This is a genomic window from Chitinophaga sp. Hz27 (genome assembly GCF_042263525.1).
Classification (GTDB): domain Bacteria; phylum Bacteroidota; class Bacteroidia; order Chitinophagales; family Chitinophagaceae; genus Chitinophaga.
The window spans coordinates 283,707-306,400 of record NZ_JBHKFJ010000009.1 but is presented as its reverse complement, the minus strand read 5'-3'; the positions used below and the strand labels follow the sequence as shown (position 1 = coordinate 306,400).

At 43.4% G+C, this 22,694-nt stretch carries 20 protein-coding genes; 13 read left to right on the top strand and 7 right to left on the bottom strand.

The annotated features are described in order from the left end of the window. Positions 1 to 47 precede the first annotated feature (47 nt). The 5 genes from ACE38W_RS22470 to ACE38W_RS22450 all read left to right on the top strand — a co-directional run bounded on the left by ACE38W_RS22470 (position 48) and on the right by ACE38W_RS22450 (position 6,659). Complete coding sequence (locus ACE38W_RS22470; protein ID WP_375835004.1) at positions 48 to 2,273, top strand: heavy metal translocating P-type ATPase; 2,226 nt, start codon at positions 48 to 50, stop codon at positions 2,271 to 2,273. A 50-nt stretch (positions 2,274 to 2,323) separates the two neighbouring features. After that, entirely contained in the window at positions 2,324 to 2,533 is a 210-nt protein-coding gene (locus ACE38W_RS22465; RefSeq protein ID WP_375829707.1) for a heavy-metal-associated domain-containing protein, read from the top strand. A gap of 78 nt (positions 2,534 to 2,611) precedes the next feature. Then, complete coding sequence (locus ACE38W_RS22460; RefSeq protein WP_375835001.1) at positions 2,612 to 3,151, top strand: thioredoxin family protein; 540 nt, start codon at positions 2,612 to 2,614, stop codon at positions 3,149 to 3,151. Between the two features lie 64 nt (positions 3,152 to 3,215). Continuing rightward, on the top strand, positions 3,216 to 5,642 hold the full coding sequence (locus ACE38W_RS22455; protein WP_375834998.1) for an AsmA-like C-terminal region-containing protein: 2,427 nt from the start codon (positions 3,216 to 3,218) through the stop codon (positions 5,640 to 5,642). 63 nt (positions 5,643 to 5,705) lie between these two features. Further along, the gene (locus ACE38W_RS22450; RefSeq protein ID WP_375834996.1) at positions 5,706 to 6,659 is read left to right on the top strand and encodes an NADP-dependent oxidoreductase; all 954 of its coding nucleotides are present in this window, start codon (positions 5,706 to 5,708) and stop codon (positions 6,657 to 6,659) included. A 66-nt stretch (positions 6,660 to 6,725) separates the two neighbouring features. Here ACE38W_RS22450 and manA read toward each other — a convergent pair whose 3' ends face one another. After that, entirely contained in the window at positions 6,726 to 7,934 is a 1,209-nt protein-coding gene (gene manA / locus ACE38W_RS22445) for a mannose-6-phosphate isomerase, class I (RefSeq protein WP_375834993.1), read from the bottom strand. A 103-nt stretch (positions 7,935 to 8,037) separates the two neighbouring features. On the opposite strand from manA, the gene ACE38W_RS22440 reads away from it, so the two are divergent. Continuing rightward, complete coding sequence (locus ACE38W_RS22440; RefSeq protein WP_375834991.1) at positions 8,038 to 8,391, top strand: YraN family protein; 354 nt, start codon at positions 8,038 to 8,040, stop codon at positions 8,389 to 8,391. Positions 8,392 to 8,583: 192 nt separating this feature from the next. Beyond that, positions 8,584 to 8,916: a hypothetical protein gene (locus tag ACE38W_RS22435; RefSeq protein WP_375834989.1), complete on the top strand. Its 333-nt coding sequence runs from the start codon at positions 8,584 to 8,586 to the stop codon at positions 8,914 to 8,916. 100 nt (positions 8,917 to 9,016) lie between these two features. Here ACE38W_RS22435 and purB read toward each other — a convergent pair whose 3' ends face one another. Beyond that, entirely contained in the window at positions 9,017 to 10,354 is a 1,338-nt protein-coding gene (purB, locus tag ACE38W_RS22430) for an adenylosuccinate lyase (protein WP_375834987.1), read from the bottom strand. Between the two features lie 35 nt (positions 10,355 to 10,389). Between purB and ACE38W_RS22425 the strand changes: the two genes are divergently transcribed. After that, a complete protein-coding gene (locus ACE38W_RS22425) occupies positions 10,390 to 11,142 on the top strand; it encodes a menaquinone biosynthetic enzyme MqnA/MqnD family protein (RefSeq protein WP_375834985.1) in 753 nt (250 codons plus the stop codon). Positions 11,143 to 11,276: 134 nt separating this feature from the next. Then, entirely contained in the window at positions 11,277 to 11,936 is a 660-nt protein-coding gene (locus tag ACE38W_RS22420; RefSeq protein ID WP_375834982.1) for an NADPH-dependent F420 reductase, read from the top strand. 69 nt (positions 11,937 to 12,005) lie between these two features. On the opposite strand, the gene ACE38W_RS22415 is transcribed toward ACE38W_RS22420, so the two are convergent. Beyond that, positions 12,006 to 13,643: a M1 family metallopeptidase gene (locus ACE38W_RS22415; RefSeq protein WP_375834980.1), complete on the bottom strand. Its 1,638-nt coding sequence runs from the start codon at positions 13,641 to 13,643 to the stop codon at positions 12,006 to 12,008. Positions 13,644 to 13,688: 45 nt separating this feature from the next. Between ACE38W_RS22415 and ACE38W_RS22410 the strand changes: the two genes are divergently transcribed. Together ACE38W_RS22410 and ACE38W_RS22405 are read left to right on the top strand one after the other, a co-directional pair. Continuing rightward, entirely contained in the window at positions 13,689 to 15,335 is a 1,647-nt protein-coding gene (locus tag ACE38W_RS22410) for an ABC transporter substrate-binding protein (RefSeq protein WP_375834978.1), read from the top strand. A 107-nt stretch (positions 15,336 to 15,442) separates the two neighbouring features. Then, positions 15,443 to 16,222: an acyl-CoA desaturase gene (locus tag ACE38W_RS22405; RefSeq protein WP_375834976.1), complete on the top strand. Its 780-nt coding sequence runs from the start codon at positions 15,443 to 15,445 to the stop codon at positions 16,220 to 16,222. 94 nt (positions 16,223 to 16,316) lie between these two features. On the opposite strand, the gene ACE38W_RS22400 is transcribed toward ACE38W_RS22405, so the two are convergent. From ACE38W_RS22400 to ACE38W_RS22385, 4 genes are read right to left on the bottom strand one after another with little or no spacing between them, the layout of a single operon-like run. After that, the gene (locus ACE38W_RS22400; protein ID WP_375834974.1) at positions 16,317 to 16,910 is read right to left on the bottom strand and encodes an HAD-IB family hydrolase; all 594 of its coding nucleotides are present in this window, start codon (positions 16,908 to 16,910) and stop codon (positions 16,317 to 16,319) included. Beyond that, positions 16,907 to 17,638 carry an SDR family oxidoreductase gene (locus ACE38W_RS22395; protein WP_375834972.1) on the bottom strand — a complete coding sequence of 244 codons (732 nt, stop codon included), beginning with the start codon at positions 17,636 to 17,638 and terminating at the stop codon, positions 16,907 to 16,909. The genes ACE38W_RS22400 and ACE38W_RS22395 overlap by 4 nt, the downstream gene beginning before the upstream one ends. Before the next feature lie 32 nt (positions 17,639 to 17,670). Next, positions 17,671 to 19,002, bottom strand: a complete 1,332-nt coding sequence (locus tag ACE38W_RS22390; protein WP_375834969.1) for an FAD-dependent oxidoreductase — start codon at positions 19,000 to 19,002, stop codon at positions 17,671 to 17,673. Next, positions 19,002 to 19,889, bottom strand: a complete 888-nt coding sequence (locus ACE38W_RS22385; protein WP_375834967.1) for a decaprenyl-phosphate phosphoribosyltransferase — start codon at positions 19,887 to 19,889, stop codon at positions 19,002 to 19,004. The genes ACE38W_RS22390 and ACE38W_RS22385 overlap by 1 nt, the downstream gene beginning before the upstream one ends. Positions 19,890 to 19,992: 103 nt before the next feature. Between ACE38W_RS22385 and ACE38W_RS22380 the strand changes: the two genes are divergently transcribed. Both ACE38W_RS22380 and ACE38W_RS22375 read left to right on the top strand, forming a co-directional pair. Further along, the gene (locus ACE38W_RS22380) at positions 19,993 to 21,642 is read left to right on the top strand and encodes a hypothetical protein (protein WP_375834965.1); all 1,650 of its coding nucleotides are present in this window, start codon (positions 19,993 to 19,995) and stop codon (positions 21,640 to 21,642) included. 318 nt (positions 21,643 to 21,960) lie between these two features. Next, positions 21,961 to 22,578, top strand: coding sequence for a CGNR zinc finger domain-containing protein (locus ACE38W_RS22375; protein ID WP_375834963.1), 618 nt, complete (start codon positions 21,961 to 21,963; stop codon positions 22,576 to 22,578). Positions 22,579 to 22,694 lie beyond the last annotated feature (116 nt).

The following is a 22,694-nucleotide window of genomic DNA, read 5'->3' as shown; positions in this document are numbered from 1 at the left end:
ATTCCGCACCTGTTGTGTCCGACCTTTGATCTATCAATTTGAATCATATGGAAACACAGGAACAAATCATAAAAAAGACATTCCCTATCACCGGCTTAAGCTGCGCCTCCTGCGCTGTTAGCGCAGAATCTATGCTGAGCGCCACACCAGGCGTAGTGCATGTAGGCGTTAACTTCGCCAACTCCAGCGCCACCGTGGAATATCAACCATGGGTAGTAGGCCCTGATGGCTTAAAAGCCGCTATACAGTCTATCGGTTATGACCTTGTAACAGAAGAATCCGAAGAAGCTACTGCAGCCCTGGAAGATCTGCATCGCAATAAATTTGAAACACTGCGTAAAAAAGCCATCTGGTCTATCATATTCTCTGTACCACTGGTAATCATTGGCATGATATATATGAATATGCCTTACGCTAACTATATTATGTGGGCACTCGCTACACCAGTAGTATTGATCTTTGGCCGCCAGTTTTATGTGAATGCCTGGCGCCAGGCCAAACACAGAGCTGCTAACATGGACACGCTGGTAGCACTGAGCACCAGTATCGCTTATATCTTCAGCGTTTTCAACACTCTCTTCCCTGAATTCTGGCACAGCCGCGGATTACACGCACACGTATACTTCGAGGCCGCCGCAGTAGTGATAACCTTTATCCTCTTAGGCCGGCTCCTTGAAGAAAGAGCGAAATCAAATACCTCTTCAGCCATTAAAAAATTAATAGGACTGCAACCTAAAACAGTACAACTCATCCAGGACAATGGTGAAACGGTAGAAGTACCGCTGTCACAAGTAAAAGTGGGTGATTTATTACTGGTGAAACCAGGTGAAAAAATCCCTGTAGATGGTGCAGTAACCACTGGTAGTTCTTATGTAGATGAAAGCATGATCTCCGGAGAACCTTTACCAGTACTGAAAGAGAACGGCGCGGAAGTATTCGCTGGCACTATTAATCAGAAAGGTGTATTACGTTTCAAAGCCCTGAAAGTAGGCGGTGATACCATGCTGGCACAGATCATCAAAATGGTGCAGGAAGCACAAGGTAGTAAAGCGCCGGTACAAAAGCTCGTAGATAAAATCGCTGGTATATTCGTTCCCGTTGTAACGGGATTGGCTATACTAACATTGATCGCGTGGCTGATCTTCGGTGGCGACAATGGCTTCACACAAGGTATGCTGGCCATGGTAACAGTACTTGTCATTGCTTGTCCATGTGCTTTAGGTCTTGCCACACCAACCGCTATCATGGTAGGTGTAGGAAAAGGAGCTGAGAACGGTATGCTTATTAAAGATGCAGAAAGCCTTGAATTAGCACACAAAATCAACGCTGTAGTACTCGATAAAACTGGTACTATCACCGCTGGCAAACCAGCAGTAACTGGCATCCAATGGAAAGCAGGCATCGACACAGAACGAGCTGCCAGACTGCTTTACAGCATCGAACAACAATCCGAACATCCATTGGCATCAGCTGTTGTTAAATACTTAAACGTAAATGAAACCATACAACCGGAACACTTTAATAGCGTTACAGGTAAAGGCGTTGAAGCCACCTACAGTGGTAAAAAATACTACGCCGGTAGCAGAAATTATATTAATAGTCTTGGTGTAAAAGTAGGCGCACAGCTGGAAGCACAGTCTGACCGCTGGCTAGCAGATGCAGCAACCGTTATTTGGTTTGCGGATGAAAGAGAAGCACTGGCTGCTGTGGCTATCGCGGATCAGATTAAAGAAACCTCCGCTGCCGCTGTGAAAAAACTGGAGAACATGGGTGTAACTGTTTACATGCTCACCGGTGATAATGAACAGACGGCAAAAATTGTAGCTGAGAAAACAGGTATCACGCACTTCAAAGCAAACGTACTGCCAGCCGATAAAGCGGCCTTTGTAGAGAAACTGCAAAAGCAAGGTAACGTGGTAGCGATGGCCGGCGACGGTATCAACGATAGCCACGCACTGGCACAGGCAGATGTGAGCATCGCGATGGGTAAAGGTACAGACATTGCCATGGACGTGGCCCGCATGACGCTCATCTCTTCAGACCTGTTGATGATACCTAAAGCAATTAAACTATCCAGGCAAACGGTGAAGCTTATACGTCAAAACCTTTTCTGGGCATTCATCTACAACCTGATAGGTATTCCTTTAGCCGCAGGCATATTATATCCTGTAAATGGTTTTCTTTTAAATCCAATGATCGCAGGAGCAGCCATGGCACTGAGTTCTGTATCTGTGGTAGCAAATAGTCTGCGATTAAAATGGAGCAAACTTTAAACAAATTTTTAAACAATTTTATTCATAAACAATAATATAAATCAATCAATATGGAAACTTACAAATTCAAAACCAATATCAATTGTAGCGGATGTGTGGCAGGAGTAACTCCACACTTAAATCAAGCAGAAGGCGTTGAAAAATGGAACGTTGATACTGCAAATCCACAGAAGGTATTAACAGTAGAAGCAGCGGGTGTTTCTGCAGAAGAAGTAGCAGCGATCGTAGCAAAAGCTGGTTTCGTTGCAGAAAAGATCTAAAATTATCTACCTGATATAAAGCCGTCTCTACTCAGTAGAGACGGCTTTTTTTCTTGTATATTTGGTAAAATCGATATTATGAGAAAGCTATTTTTGGGTATGATTTTAATGCTGTTGGCCTTTGCCAGCCAAGCCCAGCAAATGTTACCGGCAGATCAGGTATTGAAAGAGGCCAGCGCTCTGGCTGCCAAAGAACAGAAGAATGTTTTCCTGATGTTTCATGCATCCTGGTGTGGATGGTGCCACAAAATGGATATGGCCATGAATGATGCTGCCTGTAAAAATGCCTTTGAAAAGAATTACGTCATCAGGCATATCACCGTTAAAGAATATGGCGATAAGAAGAGCACCGAAAATCCTGGTGGAATGGAACTGCTGACAAAATACCACGGTGAGAAAGAAGGTATTCCATTTTGGTTGGTATTTCAGCCCGATGGCAAACTGCTTGCCGACAGCCGCATGAAAGGCGCAGATGGTCTGCTGCATAATATCGGATGTCCCGCTCAGCCTGAAGAAATTGCTCATTTCCTCGAAATTTTAAAAGCCTCCTCACATATGTCTGCCACTGAACTTACAGCAGTAGAAAAACGATTTGGCGAAATCGCCCGGCACAATTAATGCTATATTGGTTAAACATCCCGTACCTGTTATCTGTTTTAACCAATAAACCCATTAAGATCAAATGCGAAAATGGCTAAGGATTTCACTTATTGCAGCAGGATCAGTGGTAGCGTTGGGGATATTACTATTATTGGGCCTTGTATGGTACATCAAGGCCAATAAAGCGGATTTGCTGAAGCAGATTACTGAAAAAATAGATGGAAGGATAAATGGCACTTTAAAAATTGGTGATGTTGAACCTTCTCTTTTTTCCGGTTTCCCCAATGTATCACTAGCCCTCAAAGACGTGCAGCTGTTAGACAGCCTGTATCCTGTACATCATCGGCCCTTGCTGAATGTAAAATTTATTTATATCCGGCTTAACAGCTGGTCGCTGTTGCGTAAGCACGCAGATATTAAAGAAGTAACACTGAAAGACGGTCAGATTTGTTTGTACACTGACTCCACCGGCTATACGAATACCAATGTGCTGAAAGAGCAGCCAATCAATAAAAAGAAGCCATCCAAAAAAGCGGATATAGGCAGGCTGGTATTCTCTAATATGGTCTTCTCCATAGAAAATCAACAAAAGCAGAAACTCTTTGAACTACTGATCAGGGAAATGGCTGGCAAAATCAAAACAGTGGGGGATGTTATGGATATTAACCTCTACGCACATATGTTTTCCCGGCATTTCGAATTCAATACGGTCAAAGGTAGTTACCTGAAAGATAAAGAGATGGACATGCCCCTGCATGTTACATTCAATCGCAAAACCAAGATATTGGATGTGCCGCAGCAGCCTATCAAAATTGATGACAAGCCAGTATTTATCGGCGGTCAATTTGTGTTTTCAGAAAAACCACCGGCTTTTCAGTTAAAAATAATTGCTAACCAACTGCTGCTAAAAGAGGCCGCCACCTGGTTGCCGCCAAATATCTCCGGGAAACTGAACACAATTGATCTGCAAAAGCCACTGGACGCAGAGGCTAACCTCGCCGGACATATGAAATTCCGTGATACGCCGCATGTAGTAGTAACATGGAAAACCACCAACAATATATTGAACAGTGGGTTAGGCCAATGGAGCAACTGTAGCTTCAGTGGCAGATTCAATAATGAAGTGTTGGTAGGCGCAGGGCACACAGATGAAAACTCCTCCGTAAATATATTTGGACTGTCTGCCTTGTTTGGCGCAGTACCTGTGAAGGCAGATACTATTCGGGTTGTCAACCTGAAAGCGCCATTGCTACATGGACATTTCCAATCATCTTTCCCACTGGAGAATCTAAATGAAAATGATGACCCCTTACCGCTGGAATTCACCAGTGGTAATGCGGTGGCAGACTTGAATTATACGGGCCCCTTGATGAAAGACGATCCTACTCCATCAGCATTGATAGGAGATGTGAAAGTTACGAATGCTGCTTTTTCATATACACCCCGCGATCTGAAATTCAAAAACTGTAATGCCACGCTGCGTTTTACAGGGCAAGATCTGCTCTTGGAAAATATCAGTCTGCAAACGCAAAGTAGCACACTGACGATGGATGGCAAAATGAAGAATGTTTTGAATTTCTATTTTACCGCACCTGATAAAATTGTGCTGGACTGGAATATTAAGAGTCCATTGGTAGATTTGAATGAGTTCAAATCTTTCCTGATGCCAAGAAAACAAAGCAAGGCCGTCGCTACTGCACGTCGAAAGGTGAAAATGGGTAGAGTGGCCAAGCAACTGGATAATGTGCTTGCATCCAGCAACGTAAACATGAATGTGCAATTGAACAGAACCACATTCCGGCATTTTACAGCAGATAATGTAAAAGCAATAGTGGCACTTACCGCATCTGATATTTTGTTAAACCAGATTTCCCTGCAACATGCAGGTGGGTCACTCTCTGTCAAAGGAAAGGTTCACCAGGTAAGCGTTAATAACTATTTCGATCTGGCAGCCAGTTTCGTAAACGTGAATATTTCTCAATTGTTCTATGCCTTTGATAACTTCGGTATGACAGGACTAACGTCAAAGAATATACGTGGTATAGCTACTGCTAAAACAATTATCCGGGGTAACATCCTTGATAATGGAACAGTGATGAACCGAACGCTGAACGGAAATATCGATTTTAGCATGAAACGTGGCGCCCTTTTGGATTTTCAGCCGCTGGTAGATATCGGTGATTTTTTATTTAAGCGAAGAAGAATGGACAGTATTACTTTTGAAAGTCTCAGTAATAATTTTAAAGTACAGAGTGGTAAAATCATCATTCCACCAATGCGTATCGCTTCAAGTGCATTGAATATAGATATGCAGGGCGTATATGGTATTGGTGGCGGCACCAACATTCAGCTGGACGTGCCATTACGTAATCCTGCCAAAGACTCTTCCATAACTGATAAGGAGGAGCGAATGCGGAGGAGCCGTAAAGGAATTATTCTACACCTACATGCTGTGGATGGGCCTGATGGAAAGGTCAAAATAAAAATGGGCCGCGGCGACAATGACTAATATTCGTTACATTTAATCAGAAGAAAGTTATCTCCAAGTAATAAGTCATAAACCCAAAATAACATGAAAGCAGTAGCGATAAACGCCTTCAAAGAAACGGCACAGGTCATGGATCTTCCTAAACCCAATGTCAGGCCAGGTGCATTAATAGTTAAGATGCAAGCCGCTGGTTTAAATCCTTTCGACTGGAAGATGATTGATGGCATATTGGATGGTTCCATGCGTCATCAGTTTCCGATGATCATTGGTGTAGATGGCGCTGGTGTGGTACAGGAAGTGGGAGAAGGAGTGACACGCTTTAAAGTGGGCGACCGTGTATATGGTCAGTTTATTCATGCACCAATTGGAGAAGGCGCTTTCGCAGAATATATTGTAGTACCGGAAAAAGCAGGGATCACCACCGCACCGGGATCTGTTGATGCCGTAGCTGCTGCAGCGGTGCCAACCGCCGGCATGACGGCTTTACAGCTGTTGGAGACATTGCAACTGCACAAAGGTGATGTATTGCTAATTAATGGGGCTACCGGCGGCGTAGGTTCCTTTGCCACGCAAATGGCCGCTGCACAAGGGTTAAATGTGATCGCCACAGTTTCCAGTGCAGAAGGTGCTACTCGTATGAAGCGCCTGGGTGCCAGCAAGACAATCAACTATGAAGAAGCGCCTTTGTTTGAGCAGGTGAAGACTTTATATCCTAATGGCATTCATGGTTTCATTGATTTGGTGAGTCAGGCCGCTGGTTTCAGTAAAAATCTGGAACTGCTGAAACCTGGTGGAGCTGCGCTTACAACAGTTTTCGTTGCTAATGAAGAAGAGATGAAATCCAAAGGCTTCCGTGGCGGTAATTTCGAAACCAAAGGCTCTGCTGCTTCCATGGATAAGTTAACTGAGCTCATTGATGCCGGAGATCTGACGATTCCAGTAGAAACCAGAATTACCTTGTCTCAAGTGCCGGAAGCTATTCTACAGAGCAGGCATGGCAGAGCGAAAGGTAAGACAGTAATTGAAATAGCATCTTAATAAAAAACACCGGCCTGAAATGCTTTATAATAAAATAAAGCATTTCAGGCCGGTATAACTGTATGATTATTTTACCGGAACAGTAGCTTTATAGATAGCTACTTCGTTGTTGGAAGTAATCTGGTAGTTGGCGCCATAAGCCGCAAATACGCACTGGCCCTTGAGTAAAGCCAATGTTGTTCCTTCTCCTTTCACTTCACATTCACCATTCATTACAATCAGTATTTCAGGTGCAGCAGCAGTATGTTGGTATTGCTGGCCTGCTTTTACTTGAATGCTGCTTACCACGAAATCCGGTGCTGGCGTAGGATAGATCGTTTCCAATCCTTGTGCGATCACATCGCCGGTAATAATGTGCGGATGTACCGCTTCAAAGCGTGTATGCTTGAGCAACTCTTCCACATCTATATGTTTTGGCGTGAGTCCACCACGAAGCACATTATCTGAATTGGCCATCAGTTCTACGTTCTGGCCTTCCAGGTAAGCATGTGGAATGCCTGCATCCTGGAATACCGCTTGTCCTGGATGAACATGCATGATGTTAAAGAAATAGATAGAGAAGATACCTCTGTCGATTTTTTCAGCGGATGCAGGATCATTCAAAACCGCGCGGGCAGCCCAGAAAGCAGGATCGCTCTTAGACAATTTGTTTTCTTTATATAAAGGAACTGCTCTGTCAGTGAGTGGGCGCAATAAGGTATTTACCACTTGTTGCGGCATCTCCATTACAGTTTTATATAAACCATAATATCCTTCATTTTCGTATATACTAACTAGTGAGGTAAATTCAGGTGTGTCTTGCAGCACTTGTTTCAGCTGTGCTTCCGGTAGGAAGCCATGCAGCAGCCAGAATTCGCTCAATGCCACCATAATTTCAGGTTTGTGGTTGGCATCTTTATAATTTCTGTTAGGTGCATTTAAGGGAATGCCCGCAGCGTTTTCACGTGCAAATCCTTTTTCTGCTTCAGATTTATTAGGATGCACCTGAATAGAAAGCATTTCTCTTACATCCAATATTTTGAATAGGTAAGGTAATTGCCCGAAAGCATTCCAGACATCCTTGCCTACAAGGTTTTCTGGATCTTGCTGCAGGAGGGTATTCAGCGGTACCTGGCCGCTGGCAGTAGTGATGGCAGAAGGTGCGCTCTCATGAGCTCCCATCCAGTATTCAGCGCTAGGTTTATCAGAGGGTTGAATTCCCAGCAAAGCAGGGATATATTCATATCCGCCCCAGGCATAGTGTTGAACTTTTCCGTCCAGTCTGAATAGTTTCATATCGAGTAACTCGGTTTATTAAATTATTTGCATGCTGCGCTGCAAAAGTAATAGATATCAACTGATAACCAACTGATTTGCTAACCCATTTATCAACATTGTTATGATTAACCATCTACTCCTCGGCAAACAAGGCGAAGCCATGGCCCTGACTTACGTAGCAAGGTATTGCGAAGTAATGCATTGCAATTGGAAATCCGGCAGACTGGAATTGGATATTGTAGCGAAGCGTAATGACTGTATTTATTTTATAGAAGTGAAGACAAGGCGAGCGACATTTTTCGGGTATCCGGAAGATGCAGTGAATAAATCTAAAGAAGAACATATCCGGGAGGCTGCGGAACATTACCTGGAGTTTTACCAATTATTTCCTAAGGAGATCAGGTTTGACATTATATCCATCGTCATAAATAATAGGAACGAGGTGGAACTCTTTCACTTAAGGGATGTGTTTTAATTAGTTAGCAAACCCAGTGTAATGGAGGATCTACGTTAACTAACACTTAACAAAAAACTTATCTTTAAAATTTATTTAATTCGATAGAGATATTATCTTTGCGTTGCAAAAAAATTTAACCCTGTCTTCATCCTGATCCATCTTCCTCAGAAAAACTTCGTCACAATATTGAATCATTCTAAACAATGATAAATGATGAGTTTTTGGAACCTGGTACTAATGACATTTCAGTTGACAACAGTAACTTCGCTAAACAGGAATACTGTTTGTACAATGTGGCAGGAGCGTGGTAATGAGCGTATGTTTTTTATTCGTTCAGACGCGGGTAGGGATCAAGAGCAGACAACAACGCTGACTGTATTGGATGAGCAGCGGATTCCTGTGCGAATCATACCGTTTGCACCAGGAAGTTTGTATACCGTGCAATCAGTGAAGCTGACAGGTATACCCTCAGGTAAATATATTTTTCGTGTAACCATGGCCGACAGGGCCGAAGAAAAATTATTCGTTATAGAACAGTTATAGGAATCTGTTCAGTTGCTTTCGAGAGTTATTTAAGACAACGGGGCCAGGCATCAGCCATGGCCCCGTTGCTATTTTGTAGCATTATAATTTGTACAGATACTTACCAGATACCAGTATAGTTATGCGGTGTGATGGCTTTTAATTCTTTTTTCAGTGCTGCACTGATTTTGAGGCCATCGATAAATTTGTGCATACTCTGTTTGGTAATGCCTTCGCCACCACGGGTCAGTGCTTTCAACGCTTCATATGGTTGCGGATAATTCTCACGACGCAGTACTGTCTGAATAGCTTCAGCTACCACTGCCCAGGTATTTTCCAGGTCTTCGTGGAGTTTAGCCTCGTTCAGGATCAGTTTAGATAATCCTTTCTGGATAGACTTAGTAGCCAGCAGGGTATGTCCGAAAGGAACGCCCAGGTTACGCAATACAGTTGAATCGGTCAGGTCGCGTTGCAGGCGGGAAATAGGCAGCTTCGCGCTTAGGTGTTCAAATATGGCATTAGCCAGACCCAAGTTACCCTCTGCATTTTCAAAGTCGATCGGATTTACTTTGTGTGGCATTGCGGAAGATCCTACTTCATCCTTCTTGATTTTCTGCTTGAAGTAATCCATGGAGATGTAAGTCCAGATATCACGGCAGAAATCAATCAGAATAGTATTGATACGTTTCAGGGCATCAAACTGTGCAGAGATATTATCGTAATGTTCGATCTGGGTGGTAAACTTCATACGTTGAAGGCCCAGGGTATTGTTTACGAATTTCTCACCGAATTTTTCCCAGTTGATTTTAGGGAAGGCCACGTGATGGGCATTGAAGTTACCGGTAGCACCACCAAACTTCGCTGCGAAAGGAATTTCACCCAGCAGTTTAATTTGTCCTTCCAGTCTTTCTACGAATACCTGGATTTCTTTACCAAGGATGGTAGGAGAAGCTGGTTGTCCGTGTGTGCGAGCCAGCATAGGGATTTTCATCCATGCTTTAGCCATTTTACCCAGTTCCAGGACAAGGTTTGCTAGAGCAGGCATATAGACATGCTCAATAGCATCTTTCCAAAACAGTGGGGTAGCGGTGTTGTTGATGTCCTGAGAGGTTAGTCCGAAGTGTACCCATTCCAGTTTGTCTTCCAGACCCAGGTTCTTCATTTCGTTCTTCAGGAAATACTCCACGGCTTTCACGTCGTGATTGGTGATCTTCTCAGTGTCTTTGATCAGTTGTGCATTCTCAACCGTGAACTCCTGGTAAATCTTACGCAGGGCAGGTACTTTAGCCTTTGGCAGGGTAAAGATTTTCTGTTCTGACAGCGCAATAAAATATTCCACCTCTACCATCACACGGTAACGGATCAACGCAAATTCAGAGAAATAATTAGCCAGCTCGTCCAGTTGCTTGCGATAGCGCCCGTCCAGCGGAGAAATGGCAGTTAATGGTTGTAATTGCATAATTAGTTACTTTTGCAGCTTCAAAATTACAGAAATTGGAACGGAAAGTAAAAGTAGCGGCTGTAAGTTATTTGAATACGAAGCCTTTATTGTTTGGATTTAGGAATCATCCTGTATTGGAAATGATGGAATTGTCCATGGATTATCCGGCTAAGATAGCACAGCAACTGATAGATGGAGACGTAGACGTGGCGCTGGTACCAGTAGCCATTATACCTAAACTCAAGGAATATCATATCATCGCAGATTATTGTATCGGCGCTGAAGGACCGGTAGCCTCGGTATGTTTGTACAGCGAGGTGCCATTACATGAAATAAAAAGAATTTATCTGGATTACCAGAGCCGTACGTCTGTAGCACTCCTGAAAGTGCTGGTACGTGAGTATTGGAAGCTGGATGTTGAATTTGTAGCCACCAATGGTGACTATGAGTCCAATATCAAAGGCACCGATGCCGGACTGGTAATAGGAGACCGTGCACTGAAACAAAGACATATCTCTCCATTTATCTATGACCTGGCAGAACACTGGATGCGCTTTACCAGCCTTCCTTTTGTTTTTGCAGCATGGATAAGCAACAAGGCATTACCAAAAGAATTTACGGATGCCTTTAATAATGCCACTGGTATTGGTATCCAGAATATTCCTGCTGTAGTAGCAGAGAACCCATATGACGTATATGATCTCACAACCTATTATGTGCAGAATATCAGTTATCCGCTGACCCCGGCTAAGCGTCAGGGCATGCAGAAATTCCTTGGTTACCTGTTGGCAGAACAACCAGCCTGATTTTAATGCATTTTAGTTTTTAGCTAATGGGGTACTAGTAAGTGTTCCATTAGCTATTGCTATGTCCTGTTAATACCTTTTGCCGGTACAGGAATTTTCAGTAACTTCATGGTTCACCCAATATTTTACGGGCTATGAAGATCGGCATCCTGGGAAGTGGTCCTGTTGGACTCACACTCGGTAAAGGCCTTATTCAGACAGGTCATGATATTACTATTGGTACCAGAAACCCGGCTAAAGAGTCGTTGCAACAATGGGCCAAACGCATGGGTAACCAGGCGACCATTGGTACATTCAGGCAGGCAGCCGAATTCGGGGATCTGATGCTTATATGTACCCGCTGGACGGGAACCAAGAAAGCTATTGAAGCTGCAGGCGTCTGGAATTTCAAAAATAAAACGGTCGTGGATGTCACCAATCCTATTGATGGCAAAGGTCCCGACGAAAATGGGCGTATAACGCTTATCATCGGCCATAATCACTCCGCAGGGGAACAAATACAAGCCTGGCTGCCGCCAGATTCCTCCGTAGTAAAAGCACTCAGCTGCATAGGCCACGAACATATGCTCCTGCCACAATTTAAAGACGGCGCTCCCACCATGTTTATTGCCGGTAATAATCATATTGCCAAAAGAACTGTTGTAAACCTGCTTCATCAAATGGGCTGGCACGACGTGGCAGATATGGGTAGCATTGAAATGAGCCGCAACATTGAGCCACTGGCAATACTTTGGGAAGCCTATGCCTTCCTCAACAACAGCCGGGAACATGCTTTTAAACTGCTCAAAAAATAACTCCAATAAAAAAGGCAACCAGCCTTTGTCGCCGGTTGCCCTCTTCTGTATAACTTCTTCGGGAATACGCTATTTAACCTTCTTCACATTAATATAGAAATTCTTATCGACCTCAAATTCTTCCGGCTTATCCAATGTAAGCACCGCTGTATGCCATAAAGTGCCCGGATAGATAAGGGTGTAGCCACTGGCATTGAGCTTTACTTTTACTGGCATATTAAAATCCTTCACCGCATCCGTCCAACGGAATTGCAGCTGTTGCCCTGTAATCCTATATTCCAGGGTAGGTATTTGTGTGGTAGTGAGATATTGCTCATACATTTTGTCGAGGTTGATACCAACAAAACTATTGATATATTCCTGTACCTCTCTGCCGGTAACTGTCTGATGCCAGAAGGTTTTATTCAACCCACGTAGCAACTGGCGGAAAGCCTCGTCATTACCCATGATCTGGCGTATCATATGTATCATGTTTGCGCCTTTATAATACATATCGCCGCTACCCTCTGCATTTACATTGTAAGCTGGAATTATTGGTTCATCATTAGCGATATTATGACGGCTGCCCTGAACATATTCATTGCCTGCCTTCACACCGTATTGGCAAGTAGTGAAGAGCGTTTCAGAATAGTTGGTAAAAGATTCATGCACCCACATATCCGCGAGGTCTTTGGTTGTAATATTATTTCCGAACCATTCGTGGCCACTTTCATGGACGATGATAAAGTCCCACTTCAATCCCCAGCCGGTAGCAGAAAGATCTTTGCCCAGGTAGCCCATCTTGAATTTATTGCCATAAGCTACGGCACTCTGATGCTCCATGCCAAGGAAAGGTACTTCTACTAATTTATAACTGTCTTTATAGAAAGGGTATTTACCAAACCAGTATTCAAAGCATTTTAGCATAGGTTTGACCACCTCAAAGTGTACCTTGGCCGTGTCCACGTTATAGTCCAGCACCCAATAGCTAAGGTCCAGTCTTCCGCCTTCTCCGTTATAGGAATCTTTTATTTCTGCATAGTTGCCGATATTAACGGCTACGTCGTAATTATTAATAGGGTTGGTAACCAGCCAGGTGTAGGTGGTTGTTCCGTCAGCATTTGGGAACGTTTTTTTCAATCGGCCATTGGAAACGGCTTTCAATTCGTTAGGAACGGTAAGGGCGATGGTCATGCCGTTATCTGGTTCGTCGCTTTGTGTGTCTTTATTGGGCCACCATACGCTGGCGCCTAAACCCTGACAGGCAGTGGCTATCCATGGACGATTTTCTTTGTCTTTGCCCCATACTACACCGCCATCCCATGGCGCTTTCACAGCTACTTTAGGCTTACCGTGATAGAAAATAGTGATCTTATCGGATTTCTTGAGTAATTGTGGTTTCTTCAACTTAATAAACCAGGCATTCCCATCTTGTGTAAATGTCAGACTATGTTTGTCCTGCAATACACTATCTATTATCATCGGTTCCTGCAGATCTATCTGCATGGTAGAATCGACTTTTAGTACATTATAGGTAATGGTGTTAAAACCGGTAAAGGTGCTGTCCTGAGGGTCTACAGTTACATGCAGGTCATAGTATTCAACGTTCCACCAGGCACGCTGCGGAGTGATACTACCGCGAAGCGTATCGGCGTGGGTGTATTGTTTCTGAGCAAATGCAGCACTGGAAGTTAATAAAGCCAGGCAAAGCAATTTAATGCCGCGCATAATTGTGTCTATTTATTTGGGTGAAAGATATTAATTTACTGCCAAATGAAAAGTTATTATTGTCAGGCATTTATCGTCCGAATTCTTTTTATAGCCCTATTGGTGGGCATGATGACCGGTTGTGGGCCGCAGGCCAACAATGGCAAGCAGGTATTTCGTTATAACCAGGTGGAAGGAATTACCAGCCTGGATCCGGCCTTTGCCCGTAATCAATCTGTTATCTGGGCGGTACGTCAGGTATATAATACTTTGGTAGAACCAGATGATCAATTACAGATGCGTCCATCATTGGCTAGCCACTGGGAAGAATCTGAAGATCATAGGGTGATTACCTTCCATTTACGCACAGATGTATATTTCCAGGACAATGATATTTTTCCGGACGGAAAAGGTAGGAAGATGACCGCAGCGGATGTGGTTTATAGCCTACGTCGTATAATGGATCCCGTTACCGCATCACCGGGTGCCTGGATCTTTAATAGCCGCCTGGATAAGGACAGCGGCTTCGTGGCATTGAATGATTCCACCTTCCAGCTTCGCTTGTTCCAGCCATTCCATCCCATTTTAGGCATACTTAGTATGCAGTATTGCTCAGTGATCCCACATGAGGCAGTAGAGAAATACGGCAAAGATTTTCGTAACCATCCATGTGGTACCGGACCATTCCAGTATTTCCTCTGGGATGAAGGTCAGGCGCTGGTATTACATCGAAATCCACACTACTTCGAAAAGGATAGCCTTGGGAAGCAATTGCCATACCTGGATGCGGTACAGATAAGTTTCCTGGAAAGCAAGGCTACAGAGTTCTTACTATTCAGGCAAGGACAGCTGGATTTTATGAACGATCTCGACGCCAGTTTTAAAGATGAAGTACTGTCGAAAACAGGCAACCTGAAACCTGAATGGAAGGGAAAAATGATACTAGATAAACATCCTTATCTGAATGTAGAATACCTGGGCATACTACATGATAGTTCTCTTGCAGTGGTAAAGGCTTCGCCACTTCGTTATAAAAAAGTAAGGCAGGCCATTAACTATGGCTTCGACCGGGAGAAGATGATGACTTATCTGCGTAACAGCATCGGCCAGCCGGCCACTGCTGGTTTTGTACCCGCCGGGCTGCCTTCCTTTGATGCGGAAAAAGTGAAAGGTTATAATTATGACCCGGCAAAAGCGAGGGCTTTGCTCAAGGAAGCTGGTTTCCCTGATGGACAGGGGCTGCCGGTAATCAAGCTCTTATCGATTCCTATTTATGCGGACCTGGCCAATTATGTGGCCAATCAGTTACAGGAGATTGGAATTCGTATACAGGTAGAAGTTATACAGAAAAGTTTACTGTTGGAACAGACAGCCAAATCACAGGCGATGTTTTTCCGTGGCAGCTGGATCGCGGACTATCCAGATGCCGAAAGTTACCTGGCTATGTTTTACGGACAAAATCCAGCGCCTCCAAATTACACGCGGTTCTTTAACAATAACTACGACAAGCTGTATGTACAGGCAATGTATGAACAGCAGGACAGTATAAGATATCAGCTATATCAAGATATGGATAAGATCATAGTGGAGGAGGCGCCTGTGGTACCGCTGTTTTATGACGAGGTGATCCATCTTATCCAGCCAAATGTGGAAGGATTAAAAAGTAATGGATTGAACCTGCTAGAGTTACGCAGGGTCAAGAAAAGAATATAAAAATGTTATTTTAACATTTTGTTGGGTATTAAAGTAGATAAATTGGATTGACTTACAGTTTATTAGCCTACCTTTGGTGATTATTGTCAACTTTTATAAAAACAGAAATGACAGCAATCCTGATATTCTTTTGTGTGCATTGGTTCGCATCTTTGTTCTTTCACACATTCTATTTACACAGATACGCTTCTCATCAGATGTATACTACCAGTAAATTCTGGGAGCGCTTTTTTTACTTCTGTACCTGGTTTTTCCAGGGTTCCTCTTACCTGGTTCCGAGAGCTTATGGTGTAATGCACCGTATGCACCACGAATTCAGTGATACAGAACATGATCCGCATTCACCACACTTCTTCAAAGACGTATGGAGTATGATGGTACATACCCGTACTATTTACAATGGATTCTTACATGATACCAGCAAGGTAGATAAGAAATTCCTGGAGGAGCCATTACCTAAATGGGACGCGATGGACAAATTCGGTGATAATAACTTCACTCGTCTTGCATGGATGGCCTTATATGTTGCTTTCTATGTAGCCTTCGTTCCAACTGGTATGTGGTACCTCTATTTACTGCTGCCTATCCACTTCCTGATGGGGCCTGTACAAGGTGCAGTAGTTAACTGGTGCGGTCACAAATATGGCTATAGCAATTTCGATAATGGTGATAAATCTAAAAACACTTCTCCATGGGGTATCATTCTCCTGGGTGAACTGTTCCAGAACAACCACCACAAATTTAAAGACAGCCCTAACTTCGCTAAGAAATGGTATGAACTGGATCCTAGCTATCAGGTAATGAAACTGTTGAATGTCATCGGTATCATTAAACTGAAACCAGCTATGGTTACACCAGCCCAGCTGAAGAAAGCAAATGCTGCCTAAGTACACCAACAATCAATCCGTATCAATAAACAGAACGACCTGCCAATTGGCAGGTCGTTCTGTTTATATAAGAAGTCACAGCGAATATAGCTTATTAATTCCGGAATGGCTTGAAGTTCGCCTTGTTGCCCGCTAAGGCCAGCATCGGTTTATCTCCGCTGCTATCGCCATATGCATAGATTTCCGTGTAGTCGTTCAGGTTATAAACCTGTTTGATCCGATTTACCTTTTCTTCTCCATTACAGTTGATTCCCTGTAGCTTACCTGTTATAGCCTCATCCATTACTTCCATTACTGATCCTATGCAACGGATATTATGTTGCTCGCACCAGGGAGCTACCCAGTTATAGGCAGATGCAGTAACAACGACCACTTCGTGTCCTGATCGCTGGTGTTCCCTGATCGCGTCTAATGCTTTTATGCGGATCATTTTAGGGAGAGCATCTTTACAAAAAGCATTACACCCTGCCTGGAAATCGCTTTCTTTCATATCGCTGAAAAAATGCCGTAATACTTTCTCCTTCATTTTCTGAGCGGGAATCTGTTTCAATTTAAATTGAAGCAAGGCCGGTAGCAATCGTAATATCCCGCGATACATGGCCCCGGGACCTTTCTGGTAGCGTATAATCTGCCAGAGTGTATCCGTATTCGTTATAGTACCGTCGAAATCAAAGAATGCAATTATCACAGCTTCAGTTTTTTGAAAATACCTTCAGGAATATTCCTGATGATCAGCATAATATATTTCCAATGCCATTTTATGAAGATGGTATTTTTCTTTTTGGCCGCCGCTCTAAACAGCGCTTTAGCGATGTCTTCGGGCTGGGCTGTCAGCAAAGGTGGGAGTGTGAGATGTTGGGTCATGCGGGTATTTACAAAACCTGGTTGTACACTCATGACATGTATCCCCTTATGGAAAAGGCGGTTTCTCAAGCCGCTGAGGTAAGCCGTAAATCCTGCTTTAGCGCTGCCATAAATATAGTTGCTCATACGTCCACGCTCACCGGCAACGGAGCTGATACCTATAATCAGGCCGCTACCTTTGGCGATATAGCTCTCGGCGATGATATTGAGAATACTTACAGCCCCTGTATAGTTACTGTTGATGATACGTTCTGTTTCCAGCCAGTTGGTTTCAGCCTTTTCCTGGTCGCCCAGGTAGCCAAATACACAGATGGTGATATCAGGAATAACGGGGAGCTGCTCATAAAAAGCGGCATGGCTGTGAAATGTAGTGGCATCAAAATCATGAACAGTTGCGTGTACGCCGAAACGTATCTGCAAATCCTGCTGAAAAGGGATCAACGCGGCGCCACTTCTGGCAGCGAGTAAAATATCAAATTTTTGGGAGGCATACGCACGGGCAATGGCAACAGCCATATCAGACCCAGCGCCTAATATTAGTACGGATGGCATGGGATTGCGAAGGTGTTTGGTTAGCAGGTGTATTATTTAGTCAGTGATAAACGTGCTGACTGTAAAGAAGTAAAGCGGTTATCACTGTTATATTGCTTCACAATGGCCGCAAATTTCTCTGCATTAGGATAGCTCTTCCAAAATACTTCCTGCTTCATACGGGCATCTTTGGAAAGATATAACCTGCCACCATACTGTAGTACAATTTCATCCAGCTCGTCCAGGAATTCGAATAGACCTTTACGTACAGGGAAATCCAGCGCAAGGGTATATCCTTCCATTGGGAAAGAGATCAGACTATCCTGGTTACCAAATACTTTCAGCACCGCCAGGAAAGACCCCCAGCCTTTATCAGAAATGCGTTTCAATATAGCTACAAGTCCATCTTTATGCTCCAGTGGCAACACAAATTGGTACTGTACAAATCCTGCTTTACCATAGCCTCTGTTCCAATGAAGGATCGCATCCAACGGATAGAAGAATGGCTCATAAGGAACTACGTTATTGATTTCGCGTTTGAGATTTTTATTGTAGTACAGCCAGTTAAAGATTTTGACTGTCAGTGTATTGAGGATGAAGGAAGGGAGGTTAAAAGGAACCGTCAATTTACGTTTAGCCGGCAACGTTAATGGGGCCTGCTGCTGTTTAGTACTCAGTTCTTCCTTGGTAGCATGTTCACCAACGATCAGGATACTTCTTCCAAAGGAATCGCCTTTTTTGAGGCAATCGATCCAGGCCATGGAATAGGTATAATGTTTATACTCTTCAAACAGGCGGATCACATCCTCCAGGTTTTTAGCCTTGATCTGTGTTTGACGGATATATGCTGTTTCAATTTTTTTCAGGTCAAATTTCACGCGGGTGATAACGCCGGTAAGGCCCATACCACCACAGGTAGCCCAGAAAAGATCTGTATGTTGATCAGGACCGCAGGTAATTGTTTCTCCATTACCAATGATCACGTCCATATCAATGATATGGTTTGAGAAGGCACCATCTACGTGGTGGTTCTTTCCATGTACATCAGAAGCTACTGCGCCACCAACGGTGATGAATTTGGTACCAGGGGTAATTGGTAAGAACCAACCCTTAGGAACAAGGATATCCAGGAGCTGATCCAGCGTAACGCCTGCCTGACACTCCATGATACCTTTTTCCGTATCGAAAGCCAGTATCTTATCGTATTTAAGCATGGAGATGCTATGCTTGCCCAAAGAGGCATCACCATAGCAACGGCCGTTTCCGCGTGCTATCAACTCATGGTTCGTGCTTACAAAGCTGCGCAGCTGATCTTCCTGTGTAAAGGAACTTTCTTCACTGGCAATAGCGGGGTAGTTCCCCCAGTTTGCTAACCGTTTTTGCATTATTCAAAAAATCTAACGTTAGTGGGTAAATAAATTAATACATAAAAACTCAGGACCCACAGGAAAATGGTTAATTGAATAAAACGGTCTTTATATAGGATCTTGGTGGGAGAACCAGTGTTGTTCTCCACGTAGGTTATTTGCAAATATCGTAATAATCCTCCAATAACAAACAGGGAGGTATAATATAGACGGTAAGTATTAAAACGTTGCTGCGTTTCCGGTGCCATGGTATACATCAGGTACGACACAATAATCACTGCGGATACAAGGGCCAGCATTACATTCATGAAGTCCAGGTTATAACCTTTCGCCGCCTTACGCATTTCCTGTCCGGAGGATAACTTGATAAGTACATCATCTCTTCTTTTGGCAATAGCCATAAATAATGCCAGCAGGAAAACCATGATCATCAACCATTCAGACATAGCGACTTCTGTTGCTACGCCACCTGCCTTTACACGCAGTACGAAACCAACAGCAAGTATGATAATATCCAATATAGAGATGTTCTTCAGCCCAAAGGAATAGAAGAGGTTAATAACGAAATAAATCGCTACTACAAAAGCAAACTTAGGACGCACATACCAGGCTGCAGCAAAACCCACCATGATACATAAGGCAAAGATTATCAACGCTGCCGTTTTGGAAACTTCACCAGAAGCCAATGGGCGCTTACATTTCACCGGATGTTTCCTATCAGCCTCAATATCCTGGTAATCATTAATTACATAAATACTACTGGCTACTAAACTGAAAGATATAAACGCTACAATAAGTTCAAGGATCTTATCAAGATTAAACAACTGCCCTGCAAAAAATAAAGGGATAAAAAGGAAGGCATTCTTAGCCCAGTGCTTGGGGCGGAGTAATTTCAAATATTTCATGGGGGGAACTAAAGTTGACGCGACAAGATACAATTAATTCAGTTATTTTTGATTGTCTATATGTTACGATAACATTACAAAGTAGCGAATCCCAATTTCTTCTATGCCATCAATATCCCTTTCTGCTCGTAAATGGGCCCTCCTTGAAATTTTACTGATCATAGGTTTTGCCAGTATCCCGTTGTTTATGACTTTCCCTTATAGGGTGAATATCTTTTTGTCGTGGGAAGGTGCATATAGACTGTACCTGGGACAACAGCCCTACAAAGACTTCGGTATGCCGCTGGGTTATGGCTATTGGATAGTGCCAGCATTGTTCTTTAAGCTGTTTGGTCCGGCTATGATTACATTGGTAAAAGCACAGGCTTTCCTGAATATCCTTGCAGGCCTTTCCTTTATAGCGATACTGAAATCCTTTGATGTAAGACCCGGCATCCGTATGTCGGCATTACTGGTATTTCTTATTTCTTATTCCCTGAACAACTTCTGGCCTTGGTATAACCATACTGTTATTGTATATGAATTGGTAGGAATTAGCTTTTTGGTAAGAGGTTTATTTATGGAGAACAAGATAGCGGGATGGCTATCTATGATTATTGCCGCATTTTTCCTGTTCCTTTCTTTCTTTACCAAACAAGACGGGGGAGGAATGGCACTGCTGATTGCATTGGCTTTGCTGTTATATAATGCTATTGTCTCCAAACGCTGGTCGGATGTTATGGTATTCATTGGGGCCTACCTCGCTATAGCCCTGTTAATCATAGTGCCTTTAGGCAGTGGCTTCCGCTACTGGTTTAACCATGGGCAGGCGCCACATAGCTCACGGTTAGACCTATACGATATTTTTACAGAGATCATGGCCTGGTCCGCATGGATCAAAGCGTACTTCCTCCTGGTCATTTTTAGTATAGCCGCTGGCGTTAGCCGCTGGAAGGACTGGTTACAAGATCGTAAGGCAGTTAGCTTTGCGATCCTGACGCTAGGCATTCTGGCCGAAGCAGCCATATTCCAGGTAACCAGCTATACGCCGCTGGATAATAACATCTTCTTTCATGCCTTCTGTTTCGCATTCATCGCACACCAGCTTTGTAATAAGCTGGCATTCAATACCGAGTCAGGCAAATTTGTCCTGGTTACTGCTGCCTTGGTGGTGTTGTGGTGGTCAGGTTCTTACTGGCGCTATGTAGACAGGCTTACACAGCGCATTTTCCCGCAGCATGATATCGCCGCAGAGATGAAAGCCACAGGAGAGAATATTGTATCCAGACATAACTATATGGTTGTTAAGCCAGATACCAGTTTTGTAGATGAGCCGGTAGGCAACTGGACCTTTACCAATTTGCCGGTGTTTGAGCGTATATATATGCCCGTTAGTACGGTAAAGGGAATAGAAAGCGTGTTGGCGTTGCCGGTAGTCAAGGAGAAGAAGGAGGCATTAAAAGTCCTGAATATGACGGAACTGACCCCACTGGCCGAAGCCATGCCTTATCAATTGGAAACAGGGCCAGACTATCCGTTATGGTACCATCTGGGCGTAGGGATGTTTAACAAACAGCTCCATACCTTCGAAGAAAAGATCAAAGCCCACCATTATGATCTGATCCTTTACGAGTATGCACCAACGTTAAATAACTTCTATCCGTTCGCTTTAAGGCCGGTACTCCAATCGAACTATCAGCGAGTAGATACCTTTTTGGCGCCTCGTCGCCCGACAAATGCCGTTATCGAAATCTACATAAACACATCTAAATAAATTCTAACTTTAAAATTAATTATATCTATATATTGCATTCCGGTTAGCCACTGGAATGCAATTTTTTTTAAAGCCCCGCTCAACTTCTTCCAATAGATAAAATTATATCAATCCAGCCACTGGAAGCCTATTTTTTATACGATATTTTTCTATTTTAATAATTTGATTTTTAATGAGATAAACATATTATTATAAAGTATCACTTTAGATAATGATTTTGTGTTGAAAACGCGCTGAAACTACTAACCAGCAAAACTTATTTTACCGGTTAAAGGCAATTGCTTAACTTAGGAAAACACCCGATTTAAATGCATCGTTATGTCTACCCCAGTGACCATATCTACTATTAGATTAGACGGCGGCATTTGCTGCCTCGACTTCGTTAACACCATTAGTGAACGTTTCAGAGCGGACCAGCAGGACTACCTTCAGCATTATAAAGACATCTGTATTTGGAGTCTGCATACGGGTATCATTTCTCCCAAAACTATTCAGACGCTGGAAAGGCTCGCCAAGGATTTCCCGGTGAAAGCAGTGCAGGCTTTTGACAAATCCATTCGCCTACGGGAACTCCTATACGTTATTTTCAGGCAGCTTACATTAGGTAAGCCACTGGCAGACAATGATCTCTTGTCTTTCAATACCTATATCAGTGAAGCCTATACGAATATGGAATTCTCCTGGGACAAGCAACTGGGCTACGGGCAACTGTCGCTCAATGCGCCGGGACTGGAGCTGCCCATCTGGAAGATAGTGCAATCAGCCGCTGGGCTGCTGGCCTCGTCGCAGGTGAACCAAGTGAAGCAATGTCCCCGTTGTGGTAAGCTCTTCCTGGATAAGAGTAAGAATAGCTCCAGACGTTGGTGTAGCATGGCTACCTGTGGCGATCTGAATAAGGTAACCCGGTTTCAGCAGAAGCAAAAGAAAGGAAAATGAATTAGGTTTCGTTATCTTCATCTCATTAAAAGATACTTGTAAATATTAGTTAGTCAGGTACTACGTGCTTGTATAAACGCTGTCCTTATTTCAGACAGCTAGTTTTCCTATTTAAT

Coding starts and splice junctions, on each gene's coding strand:
- ACE38W_RS22420 (WP_375834982.1), top strand. CDS start 11,277: ATGAAGATCGGCATCCTGGGAAGTGGTCCTGTTGGACTCACACTCGGT.
- ACE38W_RS22385 (WP_375834967.1), bottom strand. CDS start 19,889: ATGAAATATTTGAAATTACTCCGCCCCAAGCACTGGGCTAAGAATGCC.
- ACE38W_RS22410 (WP_375834978.1), top strand. CDS start 13,689: ATGAAAAGTTATTATTGTCAGGCATTTATCGTCCGAATTCTTTTTATA.
- ACE38W_RS22455 (WP_375834998.1), top strand. CDS start 3,216: ATGCGAAAATGGCTAAGGATTTCACTTATTGCAGCAGGATCAGTGGTA.
- ACE38W_RS22375 (WP_375834963.1), top strand. CDS start 21,961: ATGTCTACCCCAGTGACCATATCTACTATTAGATTAGACGGCGGCATT.
- ACE38W_RS22380 (WP_375834965.1), top strand. CDS start 19,993: ATGCCATCAATATCCCTTTCTGCTCGTAAATGGGCCCTCCTTGAAATT.
- manA (WP_375834993.1), bottom strand. CDS start 7,934: ATGAAACTATTCAGACTGGACGGAAAAGTTCAACACTATGCCTGGGGC.
- purB (WP_375834987.1), bottom strand. CDS start 10,354: ATGCAATTACAACCATTAACTGCCATTTCTCCGCTGGACGGGCGCTAT.
- ACE38W_RS22395 (WP_375834972.1), bottom strand. CDS start 17,638: ATGCCATCCGTACTAATATTAGGCGCTGGGTCTGATATGGCTGTTGCC.
- ACE38W_RS22390 (WP_375834969.1), bottom strand. CDS start 19,002: ATGCAAAAACGGTTAGCAAACTGGGGGAACTACCCCGCTATTGCCAGT.
- ACE38W_RS22440 (WP_375834991.1), top strand. CDS start 8,038: ATGATTAACCATCTACTCCTCGGCAAACAAGGCGAAGCCATGGCCCTG.
- ACE38W_RS22435 (WP_375834989.1), top strand. CDS start 8,584: ATGATGAGTTTTTGGAACCTGGTACTAATGACATTTCAGTTGACAACA.
- ACE38W_RS22405 (WP_375834976.1), top strand. CDS start 15,443: ATGACAGCAATCCTGATATTCTTTTGTGTGCATTGGTTCGCATCTTTG.
- ACE38W_RS22415 (WP_375834980.1), bottom strand. CDS start 13,643: ATGCGCGGCATTAAATTGCTTTGCCTGGCTTTATTAACTTCCAGTGCT.
- ACE38W_RS22460 (WP_375835001.1), top strand. CDS start 2,612: ATGAGAAAGCTATTTTTGGGTATGATTTTAATGCTGTTGGCCTTTGCC.
- ACE38W_RS22450 (WP_375834996.1), top strand. CDS start 5,706: ATGAAAGCAGTAGCGATAAACGCCTTCAAAGAAACGGCACAGGTCATG.
- ACE38W_RS22465 (WP_375829707.1), top strand. CDS start 2,324: ATGGAAACTTACAAATTCAAAACCAATATCAATTGTAGCGGATGTGTG.
- ACE38W_RS22470 (WP_375835004.1), top strand. CDS start 48: ATGGAAACACAGGAACAAATCATAAAAAAGACATTCCCTATCACCGGC.